Raw genomic sequence first — 19,167 nt, forward strand, 5'->3', positions numbered from 1 at the left:
CTGAGCGCTTTTTTATTTAAGGTAATTGTGGTAATTCGATCTCTTTACCATATTTGTTTTGCAAAGCTGTATGCAGCAAGCGAACAGCTAAGCTTTTGTTACGAGCTAAGATCGGTCCATGGAAATACGAACCGTAAGTGTTTTTGTAGATCACACCTTCACCTTGGTCCTCACCGTTGTTCCCATTGCCTTTTACTAAAGTCCCTAACGGACGTTCACCCTTACCTAGAAATGTCCGACCATTATGATTTTCAAAGCCATAATAAGTTTCGTTGAATTCTTCATTGTAGATTTCGATATCGCCAATAAAGCGATTATTATCTTGGCTTAATGTATAGTGGTCCAAGGCACCGATGCCTTCGATCTTTTCGCCATTTGCACCGATATAATAGTGGCCAAGTAATTGATAGCCGCCGCAGATCGACAAAATCACACCATCGTTCTCAATGTATTGCGTCAACGCTTCTTTTTTGTCTTGGATATCTTTTGAAACGATCACTTGTTCATAATCTTGACCGCCGCCGATAAAGACAAAGTCATATTTGTCAGGATCAAATTCTTGATAGATGCTGACAATTTCTGAATGGATCTCAATGCCCATTTGCTTGGCATAATAATTCAATGTCAGCAAATTTCCATTATCACCGTAAGTGTTTAGTAGATTTCCATATAAATGTGCCAAGTTCAATTCATATTTAGCCACGATCCATCCCTCCATTGATATAGCCTTTTTGAGCTAATTCTTTTCGTAATTGTAAGACTGCCGTGTAGGTTGCTAAAATGTAGACATGTTCGGTCGGTAATTTTTTGATTTCATCGATTACGCCAGTTAAACCTTCAACTTCAGTTAGTTTTTCATCAGGAATACCTGCTACACGCAAACGCAAAGCCATATCCATGTGACGATCGCCGCCAGCGATTACTGCAGGGACATCCATTTCAGCAAAGGCTTCATGATTACCATCCCAGATCCAGCTGATATCGATCCCGTCGGCATAGTTGGCATTCAATAATGAAACAAGAGAGAAGGGATAAGGCGCAAGGCCGATCATATCGATGACTTGATTCAAACCAACCGGATTTTTGACTAAGACTAATGTACATTTTTTTCCATCAATCTCGAATTCTTCTTGGCGACCAAAAACTTTTTCATCGTAACCAAGACCGCGTTTGATATTTTCTTTTGAAATGCCGTAATACTCGGCTACAGCTGTTGCAGCTAAGGCATTGTAAACATTGTACATCCCACCGACTTCGATCTTGTAGTCTTGGCCGTCGATCACAAATTCAGAAGACTTATTATCCATTGCTTTCATCTCAGTTAATTTGTAATCCAACGCTGGACGATGGAAGCCGCAGTTTGGACAATAATATTTCCCTAAGTTTGCATAGGTGATCATTTTGTATTTTAAGATGTGCTGACAATTAGGGCACAGTAATCCGTCCGTATTGTAATGAGCATCTTGTTCTTGATCGGGTAGGTGGTCAAAACCATAATATTTTCTTGGATTGACGGTTTCTAATGAGTTAAAGATCGGAGAATCTCCATTGCAAAGAATCGGCGCATTCGGTGATTTGGCAGCTCCATCAACGATCAATTTATAGGTCGTATAGATTTCGCCGTAACGATCCATTTGATCGCGGAAAATGTTGGTGAATAAAAAGAGTTCTGGTTTCACATATTCCGTGACTTTGCTTAAACTAGCTTCGTCGATTTCTAAAACGGCAATTTTTTTGTCGCCTTTTTTAGCTTTAGCATTTAGAAACGTTGAGACGATCCCTTGAGCCATATTGGCCCCAGTCGGATTGGTCAAAACGTAATCGTATTCTTGTTTTAAAATATTTACAGTCAAAGCAGTCGTTAAGGTCTTGCCGTTGGTTCCGGTAACGACGACGACTTGATAGTCTTTGACTAAAGTATCTAAAATATTTGGATCTAATTTCAACGCCAGTTGTCCTGGGTAGCTAGAACCACCTTTAAAGAAAGTTTTTAATACCCATTGGGCGGTCTTGCCGGCAGAGATCGCCAGTTGACTTCTTAACCCCATTACACATCCTCCATGTCTGTTACAAATTTAATTTATCTTATCATATTTAAAAAAAAAGTTTAAATAGCTTTCCTTTTTCTTAATGTTTCAACTGTATTTCAGTGGGAACTCTCTAATGATACCAAAATTCATTGAAGGATATCAATGAACCGACAAAAAAAGGCTGGAGCAAAAGCTCCTAGCCAATAATAATCTTTTCTTCTGGGAATTCATAGCCTAAGTCACGGGTTTCTTTAGGAACGAACAGCATCAATGTATACAACATGCCGACTCGTCCGATGAACATCAAGATAGCGATCATGATTTTTCCCGTATTTGAAAGATCTGGAGTGATTCCGAGGGACAAACCGGTCGTCCCAAACGCGGAAGTGACTTCGACAATGATCGAGATCAAGGAATGATCCTCGGTCGCAGTCAAAAATAAAATACTGAATAAACACATGCCCGCTGAAAGCATGAAGACGACAACCGATTTACGGACATCTTCGGGAGCGATTTTGCGGCCAAAGATATTGATGTCATTCTCATTTTTCAAGAAAGAGTAAAGGTATAAGCCGATGATTGCGATCGTTGTCGTTCGAATCCCGCCACCGACAGAACTTGGTGAAGCCCCGATGAACATCAGCAATGAGAAAATAATCAGAGTCGTATTTTGAAAATTATTCAAATCATGGATCTGTAATCCGGCATTTCGGGTCGTCATCGAATAGAAAGCGGAGTTTAACCATTGATCAAAGAAGCTCATATCAATAAAGCTGTGGTCTTTTTCCAATAACCAAATAATGATCGTTCCGCCGACAAATAGAATCACGAATGCTAAAAGAGCGATCTTTGAGAACAGACTGAAACGAAAAGGGATTTTCGCCTTAGAGCGTTTATGCAACAGCCAGCCATGGAAATCCATCAAGACTGGAAAGCCGATTCCGCCGATAAAGATCAATAGCATGATCGTCAAAATAAAAAAGGCATCGTGAGAAAAAGGGATGATCGAGTCTCCGGTCACATCAAAACCAGAGTTGGTGACCGCTGAAATCGACTGATAAAAACCGTAAAAAAAGGCTTGCGAGAGTTTATGGTAATACCCCATCAGATAAAAGTAAAAAGCAAAAATCGTCCCGAATAAAACTTCAACTACTAAAATCATCGTAAAAGTGATTTTGATCAAATTGACGATCCCGCTCAAGCGAGGCTGGTTCATATCGGTCATGATTAGTTGGCGCTGTTTTAATGTGATCCGTCGCTTAGACAAAATAAAGAAAAACGTCGTGATCATCATGATGCCGAGCCCGCCGATATGAAATAAGACTTCGAGCATGACGACCCCGGCATCATTAAACACCGAATTGATATCAAAGGTTGTCAGTCCGGTCACTGAGATCGTAGAGATCGCCATAAACAGCATATCTAAAAAAGATACATGGTATCCTGGTTCACGAAAGACCGGTAAACTGAATAGAATCATTGCTAGGACTGTCATCGCAAAATAATAAAACACGATGATTTGAATGGAAGAAAAGCGGTTGTTGAGCTTGCGCCAACTTTTTTTTAGAAAACTGATACGTCGTTCAAAATTCATAGCGTCTCCTTATGCAATCTAGAAAATCTGCAAAGCTGCAGGTGATTTTTATCGATAAAATCAGTATAGCACGCTTCCATAAAAAAAACTCCCGCCGCTTCGGCAGGAGTAGAAAAGAAGAGTGAACGTTTAGGCATCTTGAGCAGTGGCCGCAATATCGATTTCACGAATGTTTACTTCTTGCGGCATATCATAGATGAATTTGACTGTTTCAGCGACGTGAACAGGATTTAATGTAATCCCGCCCATGCTTTGTTTCCATGCTTCATAATCAGTTAACGCTCCTTGATCCGTTACATGTGTTAGTAATTCCGTTTCAGTAGCACCCGGAGCAACTAAAGCAATGCGGACATTGTCTTTTGAAACTTCTTCACGGATTGTTTCACTCAAACCGTGGACACCAAATTTTGAAGCAACGTAAGCAGCATGATTGTTAAATGTTTTCTTACCAGCTAATGAAGACATATTGATGACTGTACCATGTTTACGATCTTTCATGCTAGGAAGAACGATCTGCATCCCATTTAACACACCCATAACATTGGTATTCATCATTGTTTGCCATTCTTTTGGATCTTGGTTCAAGACGTTTCCTAATAGCATCACTCCAGCGTTGTTGACTAAGAGATCAACGGGTCCATAAACAGCTTCTGCTTTTTTAATACTTGCTTCAAATGCTTGATAGTCGGTAACGTCGACTGCTTCTACCATCACATTGTCAAAGTTTAATGGTAATGCTTGAATTTTTTCCACTCGACGACCTAAAAGTAATAGCGGAAATCCTGCTTGATTAAAAAGTTTGGCGACTTCGGCACCAAAACCAGAACTTGCTCCTGTGATTACGACTAATGATTTTTCCATAGAGATTGCCTTCTTTCAAATTTATGATAGACTTACTGTACTACTTGGAGTTGACTCCAAGTCAAGAAGGAAGAGCGAAAAAAATGAAAAAATATTTGATTGGTGAAATTGCAGCGAAATATGGTATCTCTCAAGATACATTACGCTATTACGATAAAGCGGGCTTGCTGCCCTTTGTAAAAAAGAATGCTGCCGGGCGCAGAGAATTCACAGAAGATGATCTAGGCTATATCGAAGTGATCGATTGCTTGAAACGTTCAGGCATTCCGGTCAAAGAAATCGCCAAATTTATGGCTTGGTGTGTGGAAGGGGATCAAACCTTGCCGCAACGTTATACCTTTATGCTCGAACAAGAAGCAGCCTTAGAGAAAAAAATCCAAGAACTGCAAGTCCAGCTCGACTTTTTACGCTGGAAAAAATGGTATTACCAAACGGCCAATGAAGCAGGGACAGAAAGTATCTTTTTCAAACCGGGGACACATCAAGTCGATGACAAGTGGCATGAAAAATATTTGAATCGCTAAAAAGAAGCTGAAACAAAAGTAATTTTTACTTTTGCTTCAGCTTCTTTCATTTAAATCAATACGCCGACCGCTAATAGAACCAAAATCAAGACGATGATGATTCCTAGCAGTTTGCTGACAAATTTGATCCATTTATCAAATCCGATATTCACAACGGATAATGAAACTAAAATCAAACCAGTAGGAGCGACTAAGCCAATCAATCCTTGTCCCCAGTTATAGGCATTGACGATCAAAGCACGATCGATTCCTACGACATCCGCCAATGGTGCCATGATCGGCATCGAAAGAACGGCTAAACCAGAAGAAGATTGGATGAAGAAACCTAATACGATATAAACTAAGAACATGAACCAGATAAAGATCACATTATTCATCCCGCTGATCGCATTACTGAAGAAGTTCATGATCGTGTCACTGATAAAGCTATTTTCCATGACGATACCAACGGAACGTGCGAGACCAACGATCAGCGCCACGCCTAAAAGATCCGCTGCCCCAGTCACAAAACTGTCGATGAATTTCTTTTCACCAAGACCAGAAACAAATGCCAAAATATACGTCACTGCTAAGAAGACAACGGCGATTTCAGTGAAGTACCAACCCAATTGTTGTACCCCATAGATCATAACGACAAAACCTAAAGCAAAAACAAGCAATGAGAATTTTTGTCTGCCGGTGAAATCTACTTTAGCTAATTTTGTTTGATCGCCTAAGAAATGCTTGCGAGCACTTTCAGCTTGGTCCGCTACCAATGAAGCTTCTGGATTTAAACGCACTTTTTCTGCATAACGGATCGTATAGATGATCGAGATACCTACTGCTGCGACCCACATAATAATACGTAAAGGCATACCATCAGTGAAATTGATCCCAGCAGCATTGGAGGCGATCACCGTAGAGAAGGGGTTGATCGTGGAACTCATGGTTCCAATCGCTGTTCCTAAATAAATCGAGGCGACGGCAGTCAAGGTATCATAGCCGGCCAGTAAGAAAATCGGAATCAAGATCGGGTAAAAAGCGATCGTTTCTTCGGCTAAACCAAAAGTTGTACCACCGATCGCGATCAAGGTCGTCACGATTACGATCAGCCATTTTTGCTTGCCTTTTAACTTTTCAGATAAGCGCATCATTCCGGCATCCATTGCACCGGTAGCGTTGACGATCCCGATGACACCACCTAGGATCAAGATGAAGATCATGATGTCGACACTTTCGGTGATCCCTTCAACCTGTGAACGTAAAAATTGAGCGATCGTGCCTGTCACGCCACGCTTTGGTTTATTGATTTGTTCATAAGAATTTGGGATCGCTGCTGGACGATAAATCGTACCATCTCTAAATTTACTGACGTCGATCCGAATTTTGTAATCGTCTAGTGTTTGTTGCGTCGCGGGCTTCATAGTTGTTTTGTCATGAGCATCCGTAATCGCAAACTGATCTTTTCCGCTATCATAAGTCAGGGTACTGTATTTTCCTGATGGAATAAAAAATGTAAGTGCTTGGACCAAAATCAGTACGATGATGATGACCGTATACGCGGAAGGGAAACTGCGGCGTTTCTTTTTAGCCGTTTGTTCCATGAAAAAAACCTCCTAAGTTAGTTTGTGGCAATTATTTTTTATTAAAAAGACTAAAAACTTTATCTTCAGCGTCTTGGAAGATAAAAAAATGAAAATAGTTCCTAAAAATAGGGATTAAATAAAAAATAATTACGATTAAATTATATCATTGATGGATTATTAACTTAAAAGATAACTGATGCTTCTATTTAAATTGTTAGAAATTTTCTGATTAGTATGGATTCTATGAAAATTATTACTGTAAATAATTGGTCTTTTCCGCTATAATACGATAGGAACAAAAGGGAAAGGTGACAAGAAATGGCCCAGCTTTTTTTTAAATACGGTGCGATGAATAGTGGTAAGACGATCGAGATCTTAAAAGTCGCCCATAACTATGAAGAACAAAATAAACCGGTAGTACTGATGACTAGTGGTTTAGATACGCGCGATGGTGTAGGAACGATTTCTAGTCGAATCGGATTGAGCCGTCCAGCTGTCCCGATTTTTACTGAAACAGATATTTTTACATTTATCAAAAGTCTAGATTACAAACCTTATTGTATTTTGATCGATGAATCGCAATTTTTATCGAAAGAACATGTCGTACAATTGGCTAAAGTAGTGGATGAGTTAGATATCCCTGTAATGGCATTTGGTTTGAAAAATGACTTTCGTAATGAAATGTTCGAAGGTTCAAAGTATCTAATCTTGTATGCTGATAAATTAGAAGAATTAAAAACGATTTGTTGGTTCTGCCACAAGAAGGCAACGATGAATCTTCACTATATCGATGGCCGTCCCGTCTACGAAGGCGACCAAGTTCAAATCGGTGGTAATGAAGCCTATTACCCTGTTTGTCGGAAACATTATTCACATCCTGAAATCACTGATTAACGTATAATCGATCGTGAAGGATACTGATGGCGAAAGTCCATTTGTTTTTTAGAGAGTCTTTAATCGAAATGAAAATGAATTAGGAGGAAATTTATCCATGTATGATCAATTACAATCAATCGAAGATCGCTACGAAGAGCTTGGCGAATTGTTAAGCGACCCGGAAGTCATCTCAGATACAAAACGCTTCATGCAGTTATCAAAAGAAGAAGCGAATACGCGTGATACGGTCGCAACGTATCGTCGTTATAAAAAAGTTGTCGAAGGTATCAGCGACACTGAAGAATTATTAGGGGAAAATCTAGATGCAGACATGGCTGAAATGGCCAAAGAAGAATTGTCTGATTTGAAAAAAGAAAAAGAAGTCTTAGAAGAAGAAATCAAAATTCTTTTATTACCGAAAGATCCTAACGATGATAAAAACATCATCATGGAAATCCGTGGAGCTGCCGGCGGAGACGAGGCTGCATTATTTGCGGGTGACCTATTCAACATGTACCAACGTTATGCTGAAAACCAAGGTTGGAAAACGGAAGTGATGGAAGCCAACGTCACAGGAATCGGTGGTTATAAAGAAGTCATTATGATGATCTCTGGCGATAATGTTTATTCAAAATTAAAATACGAAAGTGGCGCACATCGTGTTCAACGCGTTCCTTCAACAGAATCACAAGGCCGTATCCATACATCTACTGCGACTGTCGTTATCATGCCGGAAGCTGAAGAAGTCGAAATCGAAATGGCGGACAAAGATATTCGTACAGATATTTACCATGCATCTGGTGCCGGCGGACAGCACGTCAATAAAACAGCTTCTGCTGTTCGTTTGACTCACTTGCCAACCGGGATCGCTGTAGCTATGCAAGATGAACGTTCACAAATCAAAAACCGTGAGAAAGCAATGAAAATCTTGCGCGCACGGGTTTATGATAAGATCCAACAAGAAGCACAAAGCGAATACGATGCTAATCGTAAATCAGCGGTAGGTACTGGCGATCGTTCTGAACGTATCCGTACGTATAACTTCCCGCAAAATCGTGTGACTGATCACCGTATCGGTTTAACGATCCAAAAATTAGATCAAATCCTAGCAGGCAAGCTAGATGAGATTATTGATGCCTTGATTATGTATGATCAAACCAAAAAATTGGAAGATATGCAAAATGGCTAAAACTTATGTAGAAGTCCTGTCAGGGGCTTCTTCTTTTTTAGAAGCTGCGGGTAAAGAAGGTTACGCGATCGAATATTTATTTTTGGCACGTAAACATTGGGACAAAACGCAATGGCTGATTCATATGCGAGAAGAAATCTCTTCAGCCGATGAACAGCAGATCGAGGCCGATGTGGCAGCATTGATGAAAAATATTCCGCCACAATATTTATTAGGGTACGAATATTTTTTTGATCATCGATTTAAAGTGACTGAAGCAACATTGATTCCCCGTCCTGAAACCGAAGAATTAGTGGATCTATGCCTAAAAAGCAATCCCAATGACTTTAAAAAAGTCGTTGATATCGGGACTGGAACGGGAGCGATCGCTATCAGTTTGAAAGCCGCACGACCAGAGTGGCAAGTCACAGCAGTCGATATTTCAGAATCTGCTCTGGCTGTCGCCAAAGAAAATGCTGACACGATAGGTGTAGAGGTCACATTTAAATCCAGTGATGTTCTATCAGCAATCGTTGAAAAACAAGATATCATTATTAGTAATCCCCCCTATATCAGTCAAACAGAATGGCATTTGATGGATGAGAGTGTTCGGACTTACGAACCCAAGACCGCCTTATTCGCTGAAAATGATGGTTTAGCGATCTATCAAAAAATTGCGCAAGAAAGTCAGGCATTGTTACAGCCTGAGGGCATGATTTTTCTCGAAATCGGTTTTCAACAAGGCAAAGCGGTCAAAAAATTATTCCAACAAGCATTTCCTGAAAAAAGTGTCAACGTATATCCTGATATGATGGGCAATGATCGGATGGTCGTTGTTCGCTAAAATTATTTTTAGCAGAATAAAGGATAAAAGAACATTGATTTAAAAGGCTTACAAAGTCTAAAAAGTTATCAACATGGTTATGCACACTTGACTTTTGTTCTATCCACAATGTGGGGGTAAGTAAAAGACAGATGTTTTTAAACCAATCAAAATAAAAAAAGGAGCTGTGGAGAAACTGTGGAAACGAAAATTTTTCAATCAGATCAACTAGATAAAACGGCAGAATTATTACGCCAAGGAGAATTGGTGGCTTTTCCAACGGAAACCGTCTATGGATTAGGAGCCAATGCGCTTTTGCCAACCGCGGTAAAACAAGTTTTTGCGGTCAAAGGACGGCCGAGCGACAATCCATTGATCGTCCATGTCTCAGATTTTGCAATGACCCAAGAATTTGTTGAAAGCTATCATCCGTTAACTGAAACAATCATTAAAAACTTTTGGCCGGGCCCGTTGACATTGATTTTTAAAATCAAAAAAGACAGTCTAAGCCCGATTGTAACAGGTGGGTTATCCACAGCTGCCTTTCGAATGCCAGATAATAAAAAAACATTGGCGTTAATTGAAAAAACACAAGCGCCTTTAGTTGGTCCGAGTGCAAATACCTCAGGTAAGCCAAGTCCAACCACCGCTTTACACGTCTTTCATGACTTAAAAGGAAAAATTGCAGGTATTTTAGATGATGGTGCTACGGCAATTGGTGTCGAATCGACCGTGTTAGATCTAAGCGGCGATTTGCCGACGATTTTGCGGCCAGGAGCGGTGACGCAAGAAAAATTGTCAGAAGTTTTAGGGATCGAAGTCCCTCTGGATAAACATTTAGTATCAGAAAGTGAAACACCCAAAGCACCTGGGATGAAATATAAACATTATTCTCCAGATACCGATGTTTTGATGGTTCAACCGAAGGACTGGGAAGCAGCGATAGCCTGGGCAAAAGAAAATGATCAAAAAGTTGGCTTATTGGTTTCACCAAAAATCGCGGATAAATATCCTTCAATGGATCGTTTTGTTTTTGAAGATGATACGATCGAAGCAGCGACACGCGGTCTATTCAGCGGTCTACGCGCCTTGGATGAGGCCGATAAAGTCGATTTGATTTTTGCGCAAGTTTTTCCTGAAGATCATTTAGGCTTGGCTTATATGAATCGTTTGAAAAAAGCGGCAGGGCAAAAATATTTCACAAAATAGATCAGCAAGTATTTTGTTCAAAAGTCAGACAAAAGATTCGATTATCTAAACAATCTTTCGTATACTTAAAGCATAAAAAGGAAAAAGGTGGCGTTTGGATGGATTATAAAACATTAGATCCCGAACTATGGGGAGCAATTGAAAAAGAAGCAGAGCGGCAAGAGCAAAATATTGAGTTGATTGCTTCTGAAAATATCGTATCAGAAGCAGTTCGAGCAGCACAAGGCAGTGTGCTAACAAATAAATACGCAGAAGGTTATCCTGGCCGTCGCTACTATGGCGGATGTGAGTTTGTGGATGTGGTAGAAAATCTAGCGATCGATCGAGCAAAAACTTTGTTTGATGCTGATTATGTCAATGTTCAAGCACATTCAGGTTCTCAAGCCAATCAAGCGGCTTACTTTGCATTGATCCAACCAGGCGACACGGTTTTGGGGATGGATCTTTCAGCAGGCGGTCACTTGACCCATGGGTCACCAGTCAATGTCAGCGGAAAATTATATAACTTTGTTAGTTATGGGGTAGACCCGCATACAGAAACGATCGACTATGAAGTCGTGCGTATTTTAGCGCGCAAACATCAACCAAAATTGATTGTAGCTGGAGCTAGTGCTTATAGTCGGACGATCGATTTTGCACTTTTCCGTGAAATCGCGGACGAAATCGGGGCAAAATTGATGGTCGACATGGCGCATATCGCTGGTTTAGTTGCTACGGGTCTCCATCCAAATCCTGTTCCTTATGCAGATATTGTGACATCAACTACTCATAAAACATTACGTGGTCCGCGAGGCGGATTGATTTTGACAAATGATCCAGAGTTAGCCAAAAAAATTAATAGTGCTGTTTTCCCTGGTTTACAAGGCGGTCCATTAGAACATGTCATCGCCGCAAAAGCTGTAGCTTTCAAAGAAGCTCTGACACCATCATTTAAAGAGTATAGTCAGCAAGTGCTGAAAAATGCTCAAACAATGGTCAAAGTATTTAACCAAACACCAGAGACACGCGTGATTTCAGGAGCTAGTGACAACCACTTGATCTTAGTTGAAGTCAGCGGGTTTGATATCACTGGTCGTGAGGCAGAAGAATTGTTAGATACGGTTCATATCACAGTCAATAAAAATTCGATTCCTTTTGAAACAAAGAGTTTTAAAGAAACAAGCGGGATCCGTGTCGGAACACCAGCTATTACCAGTCGTGGGTTTAAAGAAGCCGATGCGAAACAAGTGGCGGAATTGATCGTCGAAACTTTACGTTCAAAAGGTGACGAGGAAAAATTAGCGGAAATTCGTCAAGCTGTTTTAGCATTAACAGAATCTCATCCAATTCAAGGATAAAAGAGACTGGTTTTCTTGCTATAATTGTCTTATAATAGGAGAAATGCAGAATAAAGGACGTTAGCTTTCTGAGTGGCTTGTTCTGCTCAGAAAATTGACTAATCAAATGAATAAGGAGCAATTAATTATGGGCAAGTTTCAAGTAATTGATCATCCACTGATCCAACACAAATTAACGATTATTCGCGATAAAAATTGTGGAACAAAAGTTTTCCGTGAAGTCGTTGATGAAATCGCGATGTTGATGGCGTATGAAGTATCACGTGATATGCCATTAGAAGATATCGAGATCGAAACACCGATCACACCATCAACACAAAAAACATTATCAGGTAAAAAAGTTGCAATCGTACCGATTTTACGTGCCGGTATCGGTATGGTAGATGGCATCTTAGAATTGATCCCAGCTGCAAAAGTAGGACACATCGGGATGTTCCGTGATGAAGAAACGTTTGAACCACATGAATACTTCTTCAAAATGCCGGAAGACATTGACAGTCGTCAATTATTTATCGTTGATCCAATGTTAGCGACTGGTGGTTCAGCAATTATGGCCATCGATTCATTGAAAAAACGTGGTGCTTCAAACATGAAATTTGTTTGTTTAGTTGCCGCGCCAGAAGGTGTCAAAGCTTTACAAGAAGCACATCCAGATGTAGATATCTATACAGCATCATTAGACGAACGTTTGAATGAACAAGGATATATCGTTCCTGGTTTGGGCGATGCTGGCGACCGTTTATTCGGAACAAAATAATAAAAAAAAGCGAGCCGCTAAGCGGTTCGCTTTTTATTTAAAAATTAAATCTTTTCCATTTGTTTGTAATTGACCACCACAACACCATTGGAATGAACAATCAAGTCTTCATTATCTTGTTTTTCATCAATCTCAACGATTGCTGCGTTTTTCAATTGCTTCGTGACGATCCCAGTTTGGGATTTGCCACGTAAAGTGAACATGACGTGTGTCTTGACTGGAAAATCTTTTCCAGCTTCGGAAGGATCAACGTGTGTTTCAATTTTGCCAAATGTAGCCATCTGTCTAAACCGCCTCCTTTTGTATCACATAATATATTTTAGCATATTTTCAAGAATTTTTCATGTAATCGCTTTTTGATATTAAAATTACTTTACTTTTGAGCAAAAGTTTTTTATAATTTTCTTGTACGTAAGGCCAGCTTAGCTCAGTTGGTAGAGCAACGCACTCGTAACGCGTAGGTCACAGGTTCAAATCCTGCAGCTGGCATCTTTTTAGAATCGTTCGAATCAATAATTTATTGATTCGAACGATTTTTTTTATTTAATAATAGAATCGAAAGTGTTCAGGAATAAAAAACGCTGTTTATTTAAGATGAGAAAGCTTTTCTTGAAAACTAGCAGTAAAAATCACTTTCATAAATTAATAAATAATTTCTTTTTTTTAATGGTCTAAGTTTATTTATGTATAAATTAACATAAAGTAATCTTATTCCAATGTTTTATAGCGATTAAAAGTTTAAAAAATTATATTTTTTGTTGACTATTCCTAACTATATCTATAATATAATCTTTGCTATTTAATATTTTGATATTTGTAAGGAGAAAACTGAATAATGAAAAAGAAATATTATGTCTTGATTGCTGCTGTAATGTTGATGGTATTGATTGGTATGGCTGGAAAAAATTATGCAGATAACATAATCATCTGGGGCGGCGAAGACAATATCACGAAGATCAATGAAAACTTAGATAAATTAAGCACTTCATTGACGACAAAAGAAGAAAAAATCAAAGATTTAACGACTCAATCATCAACTGCTCAAACACAATTGGAACAAGCTAATAAGGATCGTGATGACTATAAACAACAATTAGATAAGTTGAAAAGTGAAAAGGATCAATTAGCTAGTGTGATGGACAGCTTAAATAATCAATTAAAAGACAAAGACAATCAATTAAAAGACAAAGACAATCAATTAAAAGACAAAGACAATCAATTACAATCAGAAATTACGAATAAACAAAAAGAAATCCAACAAAAAATCGAAGAAGGAAATGCTAAGGCAGCTAGTCTTCAAACAACGATTGATTCATTGAATGAGCAATTGAAACAAGCAATAAATAGTAAAAGTGCTGTAGAAGCTGAATTAAAAACAACCAAACAACAATTAGCTACAGCGACTCAAGAAAACACGGATTTAAGAAGTTATATCGAAAAACTTGAAAAAGCGCAATCGGACGTTAAAACTACAGCTGATAAATCACAACAAATTGTCGATCAGCATAAATAGTCAAGCAACTCTCTACTTTAAATAGTAGGGAGTTTTTTTGTTAGTGATTTTTAGCGCCTAATTTTATAATGTATGCTATCGTATTAGATAGAAAAAGAAATAGAGCGAAGGAGCGTTATGCAAAAGAGTTATGGATTTCATTTAGTCGTCATCCTTTATATCCTAGGAATGACTTTCTTTCAGGTGACGTTCTCTTTTATGGGATTGAATGTGTTCTTAGCCTGGTTGCCGATTGTTTTCGGTCAATTATTTATTTATGTGACTGGTAAGCGACGTTGGGGGATCGGATTATTATGGCTATTATTTTTTCCGAATATCCCATATTTGTTGACCGATCTTTTTCATTTAACTAGTTTGTCTATCTATCGTCCGAAAGGTTTGTTCACGACGGCTTTTCCAGATTGGTGGTCTTTTCTATTATTAGTGTTGCCGATTTTGATCATGGTCTTGATCGGGATGAGTCAAGTCTTCCTATTATTGAAAGCAGTGACCAAAGATTTTAAGAAACAAGTAATTAGTTTGATGATTATCGCGGTATTATCCGCAATGGCGATCTATATCGGACGCTTCGAGCGGATCCATTCGATTGAATTACTCATTCATCCTGTAAAAATACTGTCTTTATTGGTTGGAAATTGGAGCGAGGCGAAAGTCCAATTTGTGCTTATGTACAGCTTTCTTCAAGTGAGTATTTGGGGATTGATTTATTTTTTACAAAAAATGTCAAAAGAAGCATAAAGATTTTGCAAAGTCAGCGATGCTGACTTTTCTTTATTGGAAAAAGTGTCTATAATAAAGCGAGTATACTGTGGAAAAGAGATGACAAATGGATAGCTTAAGAAAAAACAATGATAGCCGTATTGATTACGGTGTTATTTTACCTGTGTTCATATTATGTTTGATAGGGATGCTTTCCCTATACGTGGCGTTGTCCCACGACCCAAGAGATCCAAATATTTTTCGGAATATGGTCATGCAAGGTGTATGGTATGTAGTCGGAGCTTTAGCAGTTGGTATTATTATTCGTTTTGATGCAAAGCTTTTATGGCGGATAACGCCCTTTTTGTATGTGATTGGCTTAGCCGTCATGTTAGCGTTATTGAAGTATTATGATCCGACATTAGCCGCTTCAACCGGTTCGAAAAACTGGTTCAAGATCGGGTCATTGACCTTTCAACCAGCCGAACTTATGAAGATCGCTTATATTTTGATGATGGCATTGATCATTACCAAGCATAGTGTCGCTCATAAATTACGGACACTGAAAAGTGATTTTGGGTTGATTTTTAAAATGCTTTTGGTATCGATTCCTGTCTTTGGCTTAGTTTTGGCACAAAAAGACTTTGGGACAATGTTAGTCTTTCTCGCAATTTTTGCTGGAATGTTTTTGATGTCAGGCATTTCATGGGTGATCGTTGTTCCAGTGATTGTTGCAGCAGCGGTTCTTGGAGGTTCGGTGATCTTTTTGGTAACAACAGATGCTGGACGTGAATTGTTGACACATGTCGGTTTTAAAAATTATCAATTTGCCCGAATCGATTCGTGGATCGATCCTTTCCACGACCCTCAAGGAAAAAGTTTCCAATTGGCGCATTCCTTGATGGCGATTGGTTCTGGTGGAATGTTGGGAACAGGCTATAATGTCAGCCATGTCTATGTTCCTGTCCGTGAATCAGATATGATTTTTACCGTAATCGGTGAAAACTTTGGATTTGTCGGTGGGGCATTTGTGATTTTGCTTTATTTTATTTTGATTTATCGCATGATTCGCTTATGTTTTGATATGAACAATGAGTTTTATGCCTATATTGCATCTGGGATCGTTATGATGATGTTGTTCCACGTATTTGAAAATATCGGGGCAAACATCGGTCTATTGCCATTGACTGGGATTCCATTGCCATTTATCAGTCAAGGGGGTTCTTCGATTTTAGGAAACATGATCGGAATCGGATTGATCCTTTCAATGCGTTACCAAAGCGCTGATAAACAACCTATCAGGAGGACACGACGTGCTTAAATTTTATTGGTACCCAAAATGTTCGACTTGTCGTAAAGCCAAAACATGGCTGGATCAACAAGAAGTCGCATATGAAACCATCGATTTGATTGAGGCGACGCCGTCAAAAGCGGATTTTGAACGATGGATCAGTCAAAGTGAGTTGCCGATCCGTCGTTTCTTTAATACTAGTGGTATGAAGTACCGTGAATTAGGTCTGAAAGATAAAATCGCTGATCTTTCAATAGCCGAAGCAAGTGAGTTATTAGCAAGTGACGGGATGCTGGTTAAGCGTCCATTACTGATTAAAAATGATCAATTTTTAATGAATGGATTCAAAGAAGACACTTACGAAGGAGCGTTTAAATAAATGAGTTACTTAAAGAAACAAGAAGGACTATGGATTTTACATAACGATAAAGACTATTGCATGGGATTGACAGCTGAAATGTCAGAAACATTAGGTGAAGTAACGTTCATCTCTTTGCCAAAAATTGGCCAAACTGTTAAAGCAGGCGAACCTTTTATTGAAATCGAAGCAGAAAAAGCAGTTCAAGAATTCAAAAGCCCATTAACGGGCGTCGTATCTTCTGTCAGTGAAAAAGTTCAAGCGGATCCTGCCGCATTGAATGTGAAAGAAGAGCTAGATGCGTGGATCGTATCATTGCGTGAAGTAGACGAATCAGAGTTTGAAAATTTGTAAAGAAAATTTTCAATTCGTGTTTGACATGCTAATAATTGCCTGATATAATCCTTTCATACACATGAGAAAGCGATGAAAAGAAAAGTACATCTGATTAAAGTACAAAGAGAGCTCCTGTATGCTGAGAGGGAGTTATGGAAATGAGATGGAAAATGGTCTTTGAGCGGGATAGACGAGACACTGTTAAGTCTATCACGGGAGTGCCCGTTATAGCACCTCAGTATGCGCAAGTTGCAAGTACTGGCAGAGGTCATGATCGCAAGGTCAGGATAAATTTTAGGTGGTAACACGGAAGTCAAAAGCTTTCGTCCTAAGTGTACAAGCTGTACATGGATGGACGAGGGCTTTTTTTGTTCGCCTTAGGCAGACAAGTATCAAACGGTTTATGCAAATGAACGGACTATTTTCCGACAACTTGGTAAAATAGTTACATAATTAAGAGTTAGCTGTAAGCTATCCGCTTATCTAGAAGGGAAGTCAGAAACATGGCATTGATTGAATTAAATCAAGTGGGGAAAAGTTTCGCCGGAAAAAAAGGAACGATCCACGCAGTCAATGGAATCAATTTAACAATCGAGGAAAAAGATGTTTATGGCATCGTCGGTTATTCCGGAGCAGGAAAAAGTACATTGGTTCGCTTATTGAATGGACTAGAAACACCAACAGACGGTCAAGTGATCGTCAATGGTGAAGATGTCGCAAAATTACAAGGGGCTTCATTAAGAAGCTTTCGTAAAAAAGTTGGGATGATCTTCCAACATTTCAATCTTTTATGGTCACGGACAGTGATCGAAAACATCCAGCTACCTTTAGAATTAGCAGGTGTACCTAAAGATCAACGTCAGAAAAAAGCGGAAGAACTATTGAGTCTGGTTGGACTTGATGGACGAGGAGATGCTTACCCTTCCCAATTATCCGGGGGACAAAAACAACGGGTCGGGATTGCGCGAGCATTAGCCAATGATCCAGATATTCTGCTTTGTGACGAAGCGACGAGTGCGTTGGATCCACAAACAACAGAAGAAGTTTTGGAATTATTAGCCAACATCAATAAAAAATTAGGTTTAACAATCGTATTGATCACTCATGAAATGAACGTGATCCGTAAAATCTGTAACAAAGTCGCTGTGATGGAACTTGGAAAAATCGTTGAAGAAGGTTCGGTTCGCGAAGTCTTCCGCCATCCACAACAGGAAGTGACAAAGATTTTTGTTCAGCAAGATTTGGAACCAAAAGCAGATCCATCCGCGTTATTAGAAGAATTTATCAAAGAAAATCCAACGGGAACCTTAGCTACCTTGAATTTCTTGGAAAATAATGCGAACGAACCCGTCGTTTCACAAGCAATCCGTCAATTCCCAATCAACATCAGCATCGTTTACGGGAATATCGAGCGAGCAACCGGAAGTTCTTTTGGCACATTGACCGTCCAATTGACGGGCGAACCAAAAGAAGTCGATCAAGCGATTCGCTTTATAGAAAGTCAACAAGTTGGCGTGGAGGTGCTGCACCGTGGATAAAAGTTTTACAGAGACATATTTAAATTTCCAACAAGTATCGTGGGATACATTAAAAGAAGCGATCAATGATACGTTGTTCATGACGATCATTTCAATGATCATTGTTTTCGTATTAGGCTTACTATTAGGCTTGCTGCTTTACTCACTAGGACGTAAACATTCAAGTGCCCGCAGCATATTATACGGATTGGTTTCAATCATCAGTAATATTTTCCGATCAACACCATTTATGATTTTGATGGTATTGATCATTCCTTTCACCAAAAGTCTGGTCGGTACGATGTTAGGCGCGAAAGCCGCGATCCCAGCATTAGTTCTGTCAGCAGCACCATTTTATGCGCGTTTAGTTGAGATCGCCTTTCGTGAAGTCGACTCGGGTGTTTTAGAAGCCGCAGATGCGATGGGTGCTAGCTATTTCCAAACGATTTGGAAAGTCTTGATTCCTGAAAGTCTGCCAGCATTGATTTCTGGTTTGACAGTCACATCGGTTTCGATGATCGGATTCACAGCTATGGCCGGTGCGATCGGTGCTGGCGGTCTGGGAGCGTTGGCTTGGCAAGAAGGCTATCAACGCGGAAACTATACGGTAACATTAGTGGCTACCGTGATCATTCTATTGATCGTATTCATCGTTCAAGGGATCGGGGACTTCTTAACGAAGAGAACCGACAAACGTTAATTTTAACCG

General features: G+C 39.4%; 20 protein-coding genes, 1 tRNA gene and 1 other annotated feature. Of the genes, 15 read left to right on the forward strand and 6 right to left on the reverse strand.

The annotated features are described in order from the left end of the window. Positions 1-16: 16 nt before the first annotated feature. The 4 genes from ACKTSC_RS01190 to ACKTSC_RS01205 form a co-directional block, all read right to left on the reverse strand. On the reverse strand, positions 17-703 hold the full coding sequence (locus ACKTSC_RS01190) for a type 1 glutamine amidotransferase (RefSeq protein WP_407854832.1): 687 nt from the start codon (positions 701-703) through the stop codon (positions 17-19). Next, positions 696-2,048, reverse strand: a complete 1,353-nt coding sequence (locus tag ACKTSC_RS01195; protein ID WP_407856610.1) for a MurT ligase domain-containing protein — start codon at positions 2,046-2,048, stop codon at positions 696-698. The genes ACKTSC_RS01190 and ACKTSC_RS01195 overlap by 8 nt, the downstream gene beginning before the upstream one ends. Before the next feature lie 178 nt (positions 2,049-2,226). Further along, positions 2,227-3,624 (reverse strand): TrkH family potassium uptake protein, encoded by a 1,398-nt coding sequence (locus ACKTSC_RS01200; RefSeq protein WP_407856611.1) that lies wholly within the window; start codon positions 3,622-3,624, stop codon positions 2,227-2,229. Between the two features lie 129 nt (positions 3,625-3,753). Further along, positions 3,754-4,485 (reverse strand): SDR family oxidoreductase, encoded by a 732-nt coding sequence (locus ACKTSC_RS01205; RefSeq protein WP_407856612.1) that lies wholly within the window; start codon positions 4,483-4,485, stop codon positions 3,754-3,756. 83 nt (positions 4,486-4,568) lie between these two features. On the opposite strand from ACKTSC_RS01205, the gene ACKTSC_RS01210 reads away from it, so the two are divergent. Next, positions 4,569-5,009: a MerR family transcriptional regulator gene (locus ACKTSC_RS01210; protein WP_407854828.1), complete on the forward strand. Its 441-nt coding sequence runs from the start codon at positions 4,569-4,571 to the stop codon at positions 5,007-5,009. A 50-nt stretch (positions 5,010-5,059) separates the two neighbouring features. Here the strand turns inward: ACKTSC_RS01210 and ACKTSC_RS01215 are convergent, their stop codons facing one another. After that, entirely contained in the window at positions 5,060-6,592 is a 1,533-nt protein-coding gene (locus tag ACKTSC_RS01215; protein WP_407856613.1) for a YfcC family protein, read from the reverse strand. 300 nt (positions 6,593-6,892) lie between these two features. On the opposite strand from ACKTSC_RS01215, the gene ACKTSC_RS01220 reads away from it, so the two are divergent. From ACKTSC_RS01220 to upp, 6 genes are all read left to right on the forward strand, one after another. Further along, positions 6,893-7,468: a thymidine kinase gene (locus ACKTSC_RS01220; RefSeq protein WP_332580768.1), complete on the forward strand. Its 576-nt coding sequence runs from the start codon at positions 6,893-6,895 to the stop codon at positions 7,466-7,468. Positions 7,469-7,565: 97 nt separating this feature from the next. Beyond that, on the forward strand, positions 7,566-8,639 hold the full coding sequence (prfA, locus tag ACKTSC_RS01225; RefSeq protein ID WP_332580769.1) for a peptide chain release factor 1: 1,074 nt from the start codon (positions 7,566-7,568) through the stop codon (positions 8,637-8,639). Further along, on the forward strand, positions 8,632-9,462 hold the full coding sequence (gene prmC / locus ACKTSC_RS01230; RefSeq protein ID WP_332580770.1) for a peptide chain release factor N(5)-glutamine methyltransferase: 831 nt from the start codon (positions 8,632-8,634) through the stop codon (positions 9,460-9,462). Before prfA ends, prmC begins: the two co-directional genes overlap by 8 nt. A 177-nt stretch (positions 9,463-9,639) precedes the next feature. Further along, a complete protein-coding gene (locus ACKTSC_RS01235; RefSeq protein ID WP_407856614.1) occupies positions 9,640-10,650 on the forward strand; it encodes an L-threonylcarbamoyladenylate synthase in 1,011 nt (336 codons plus the stop codon). Between the two features lie 98 nt (positions 10,651-10,748). Next, a complete protein-coding gene (glyA, locus tag ACKTSC_RS01240) occupies positions 10,749-11,987 on the forward strand; it encodes a serine hydroxymethyltransferase (protein ID WP_407856615.1) in 1,239 nt (412 codons plus the stop codon). Between the two features lie 127 nt (positions 11,988-12,114). After that, a complete protein-coding gene (gene upp, locus ACKTSC_RS01245) occupies positions 12,115-12,744 on the forward strand; it encodes a uracil phosphoribosyltransferase (protein ID WP_332580773.1) in 630 nt (209 codons plus the stop codon). Positions 12,745-12,788: 44 nt separating this feature from the next. Here upp and ACKTSC_RS01250 read toward each other — a convergent pair whose 3' ends face one another. Next, a complete protein-coding gene (locus ACKTSC_RS01250) occupies positions 12,789-13,025 on the reverse strand; it encodes a hypothetical protein (RefSeq protein WP_332580774.1) in 237 nt (78 codons plus the stop codon). A 135-nt stretch (positions 13,026-13,160) separates the two neighbouring features. On the opposite strand from ACKTSC_RS01250, the gene ACKTSC_RS01255 reads away from it, so the two are divergent. The 8 genes from ACKTSC_RS01255 (at position 13,161) to ACKTSC_RS01290 (ending at position 19,158) form a co-directional block, all read left to right on the forward strand. Further along, positions 13,161-13,233, forward strand: a tRNA-Thr gene (locus tag ACKTSC_RS01255). Between the two features lie 346 nt (positions 13,234-13,579). After that, complete coding sequence (locus tag ACKTSC_RS01260; protein ID WP_407856616.1) at positions 13,580-14,257, forward strand: DNA-directed RNA polymerase subunit omega; 678 nt, start codon at positions 13,580-13,582, stop codon at positions 14,255-14,257. 117 nt (positions 14,258-14,374) lie between these two features. Further along, entirely contained in the window at positions 14,375-14,995 is a 621-nt protein-coding gene (locus ACKTSC_RS01265) for a DUF1361 domain-containing protein (RefSeq protein WP_407856617.1), read from the forward strand. Between the two features lie 88 nt (positions 14,996-15,083). Beyond that, positions 15,084-16,277, forward strand: coding sequence for an FtsW/RodA/SpoVE family cell cycle protein (locus ACKTSC_RS01270; RefSeq protein ID WP_407856618.1), 1,194 nt, complete (start codon positions 15,084-15,086; stop codon positions 16,275-16,277). Continuing rightward, entirely contained in the window at positions 16,270-16,626 is a 357-nt protein-coding gene (locus tag ACKTSC_RS01275) for an arsenate reductase family protein (protein WP_332580778.1), read from the forward strand. The genes ACKTSC_RS01270 and ACKTSC_RS01275 overlap by 8 nt, the downstream gene beginning before the upstream one ends. Next, complete coding sequence (locus tag ACKTSC_RS01280; RefSeq protein WP_332580779.1) at positions 16,627-16,959, forward strand: glycine cleavage system protein H; 333 nt, start codon at positions 16,627-16,629, stop codon at positions 16,957-16,959. 63 nt (positions 16,960-17,022) lie between these two features. Next, positions 17,023-17,275 (forward strand) — a binding site (T-box leader). A 169-nt stretch (positions 17,276-17,444) separates the two neighbouring features. After that, the gene (locus tag ACKTSC_RS01285; RefSeq protein WP_407854820.1) at positions 17,445-18,479 is read left to right on the forward strand and encodes a methionine ABC transporter ATP-binding protein; all 1,035 of its coding nucleotides are present in this window, start codon (positions 17,445-17,447) and stop codon (positions 18,477-18,479) included. Beyond that, complete coding sequence (locus tag ACKTSC_RS01290; RefSeq protein ID WP_332580781.1) at positions 18,472-19,158, forward strand: methionine ABC transporter permease; 687 nt, start codon at positions 18,472-18,474, stop codon at positions 19,156-19,158. Before ACKTSC_RS01285 ends, ACKTSC_RS01290 begins: the two co-directional genes overlap by 8 nt. The last annotated feature ends 9 nt before the right edge of the window (positions 19,159-19,167 follow it).

Source organism: Enterococcus hailinensis (assembly GCF_045862035.1).
In the GTDB taxonomy this organism is placed as follows: domain Bacteria; phylum Bacillota; class Bacilli; order Lactobacillales; family Enterococcaceae; genus Enterococcus_A; species Enterococcus_A hailinensis.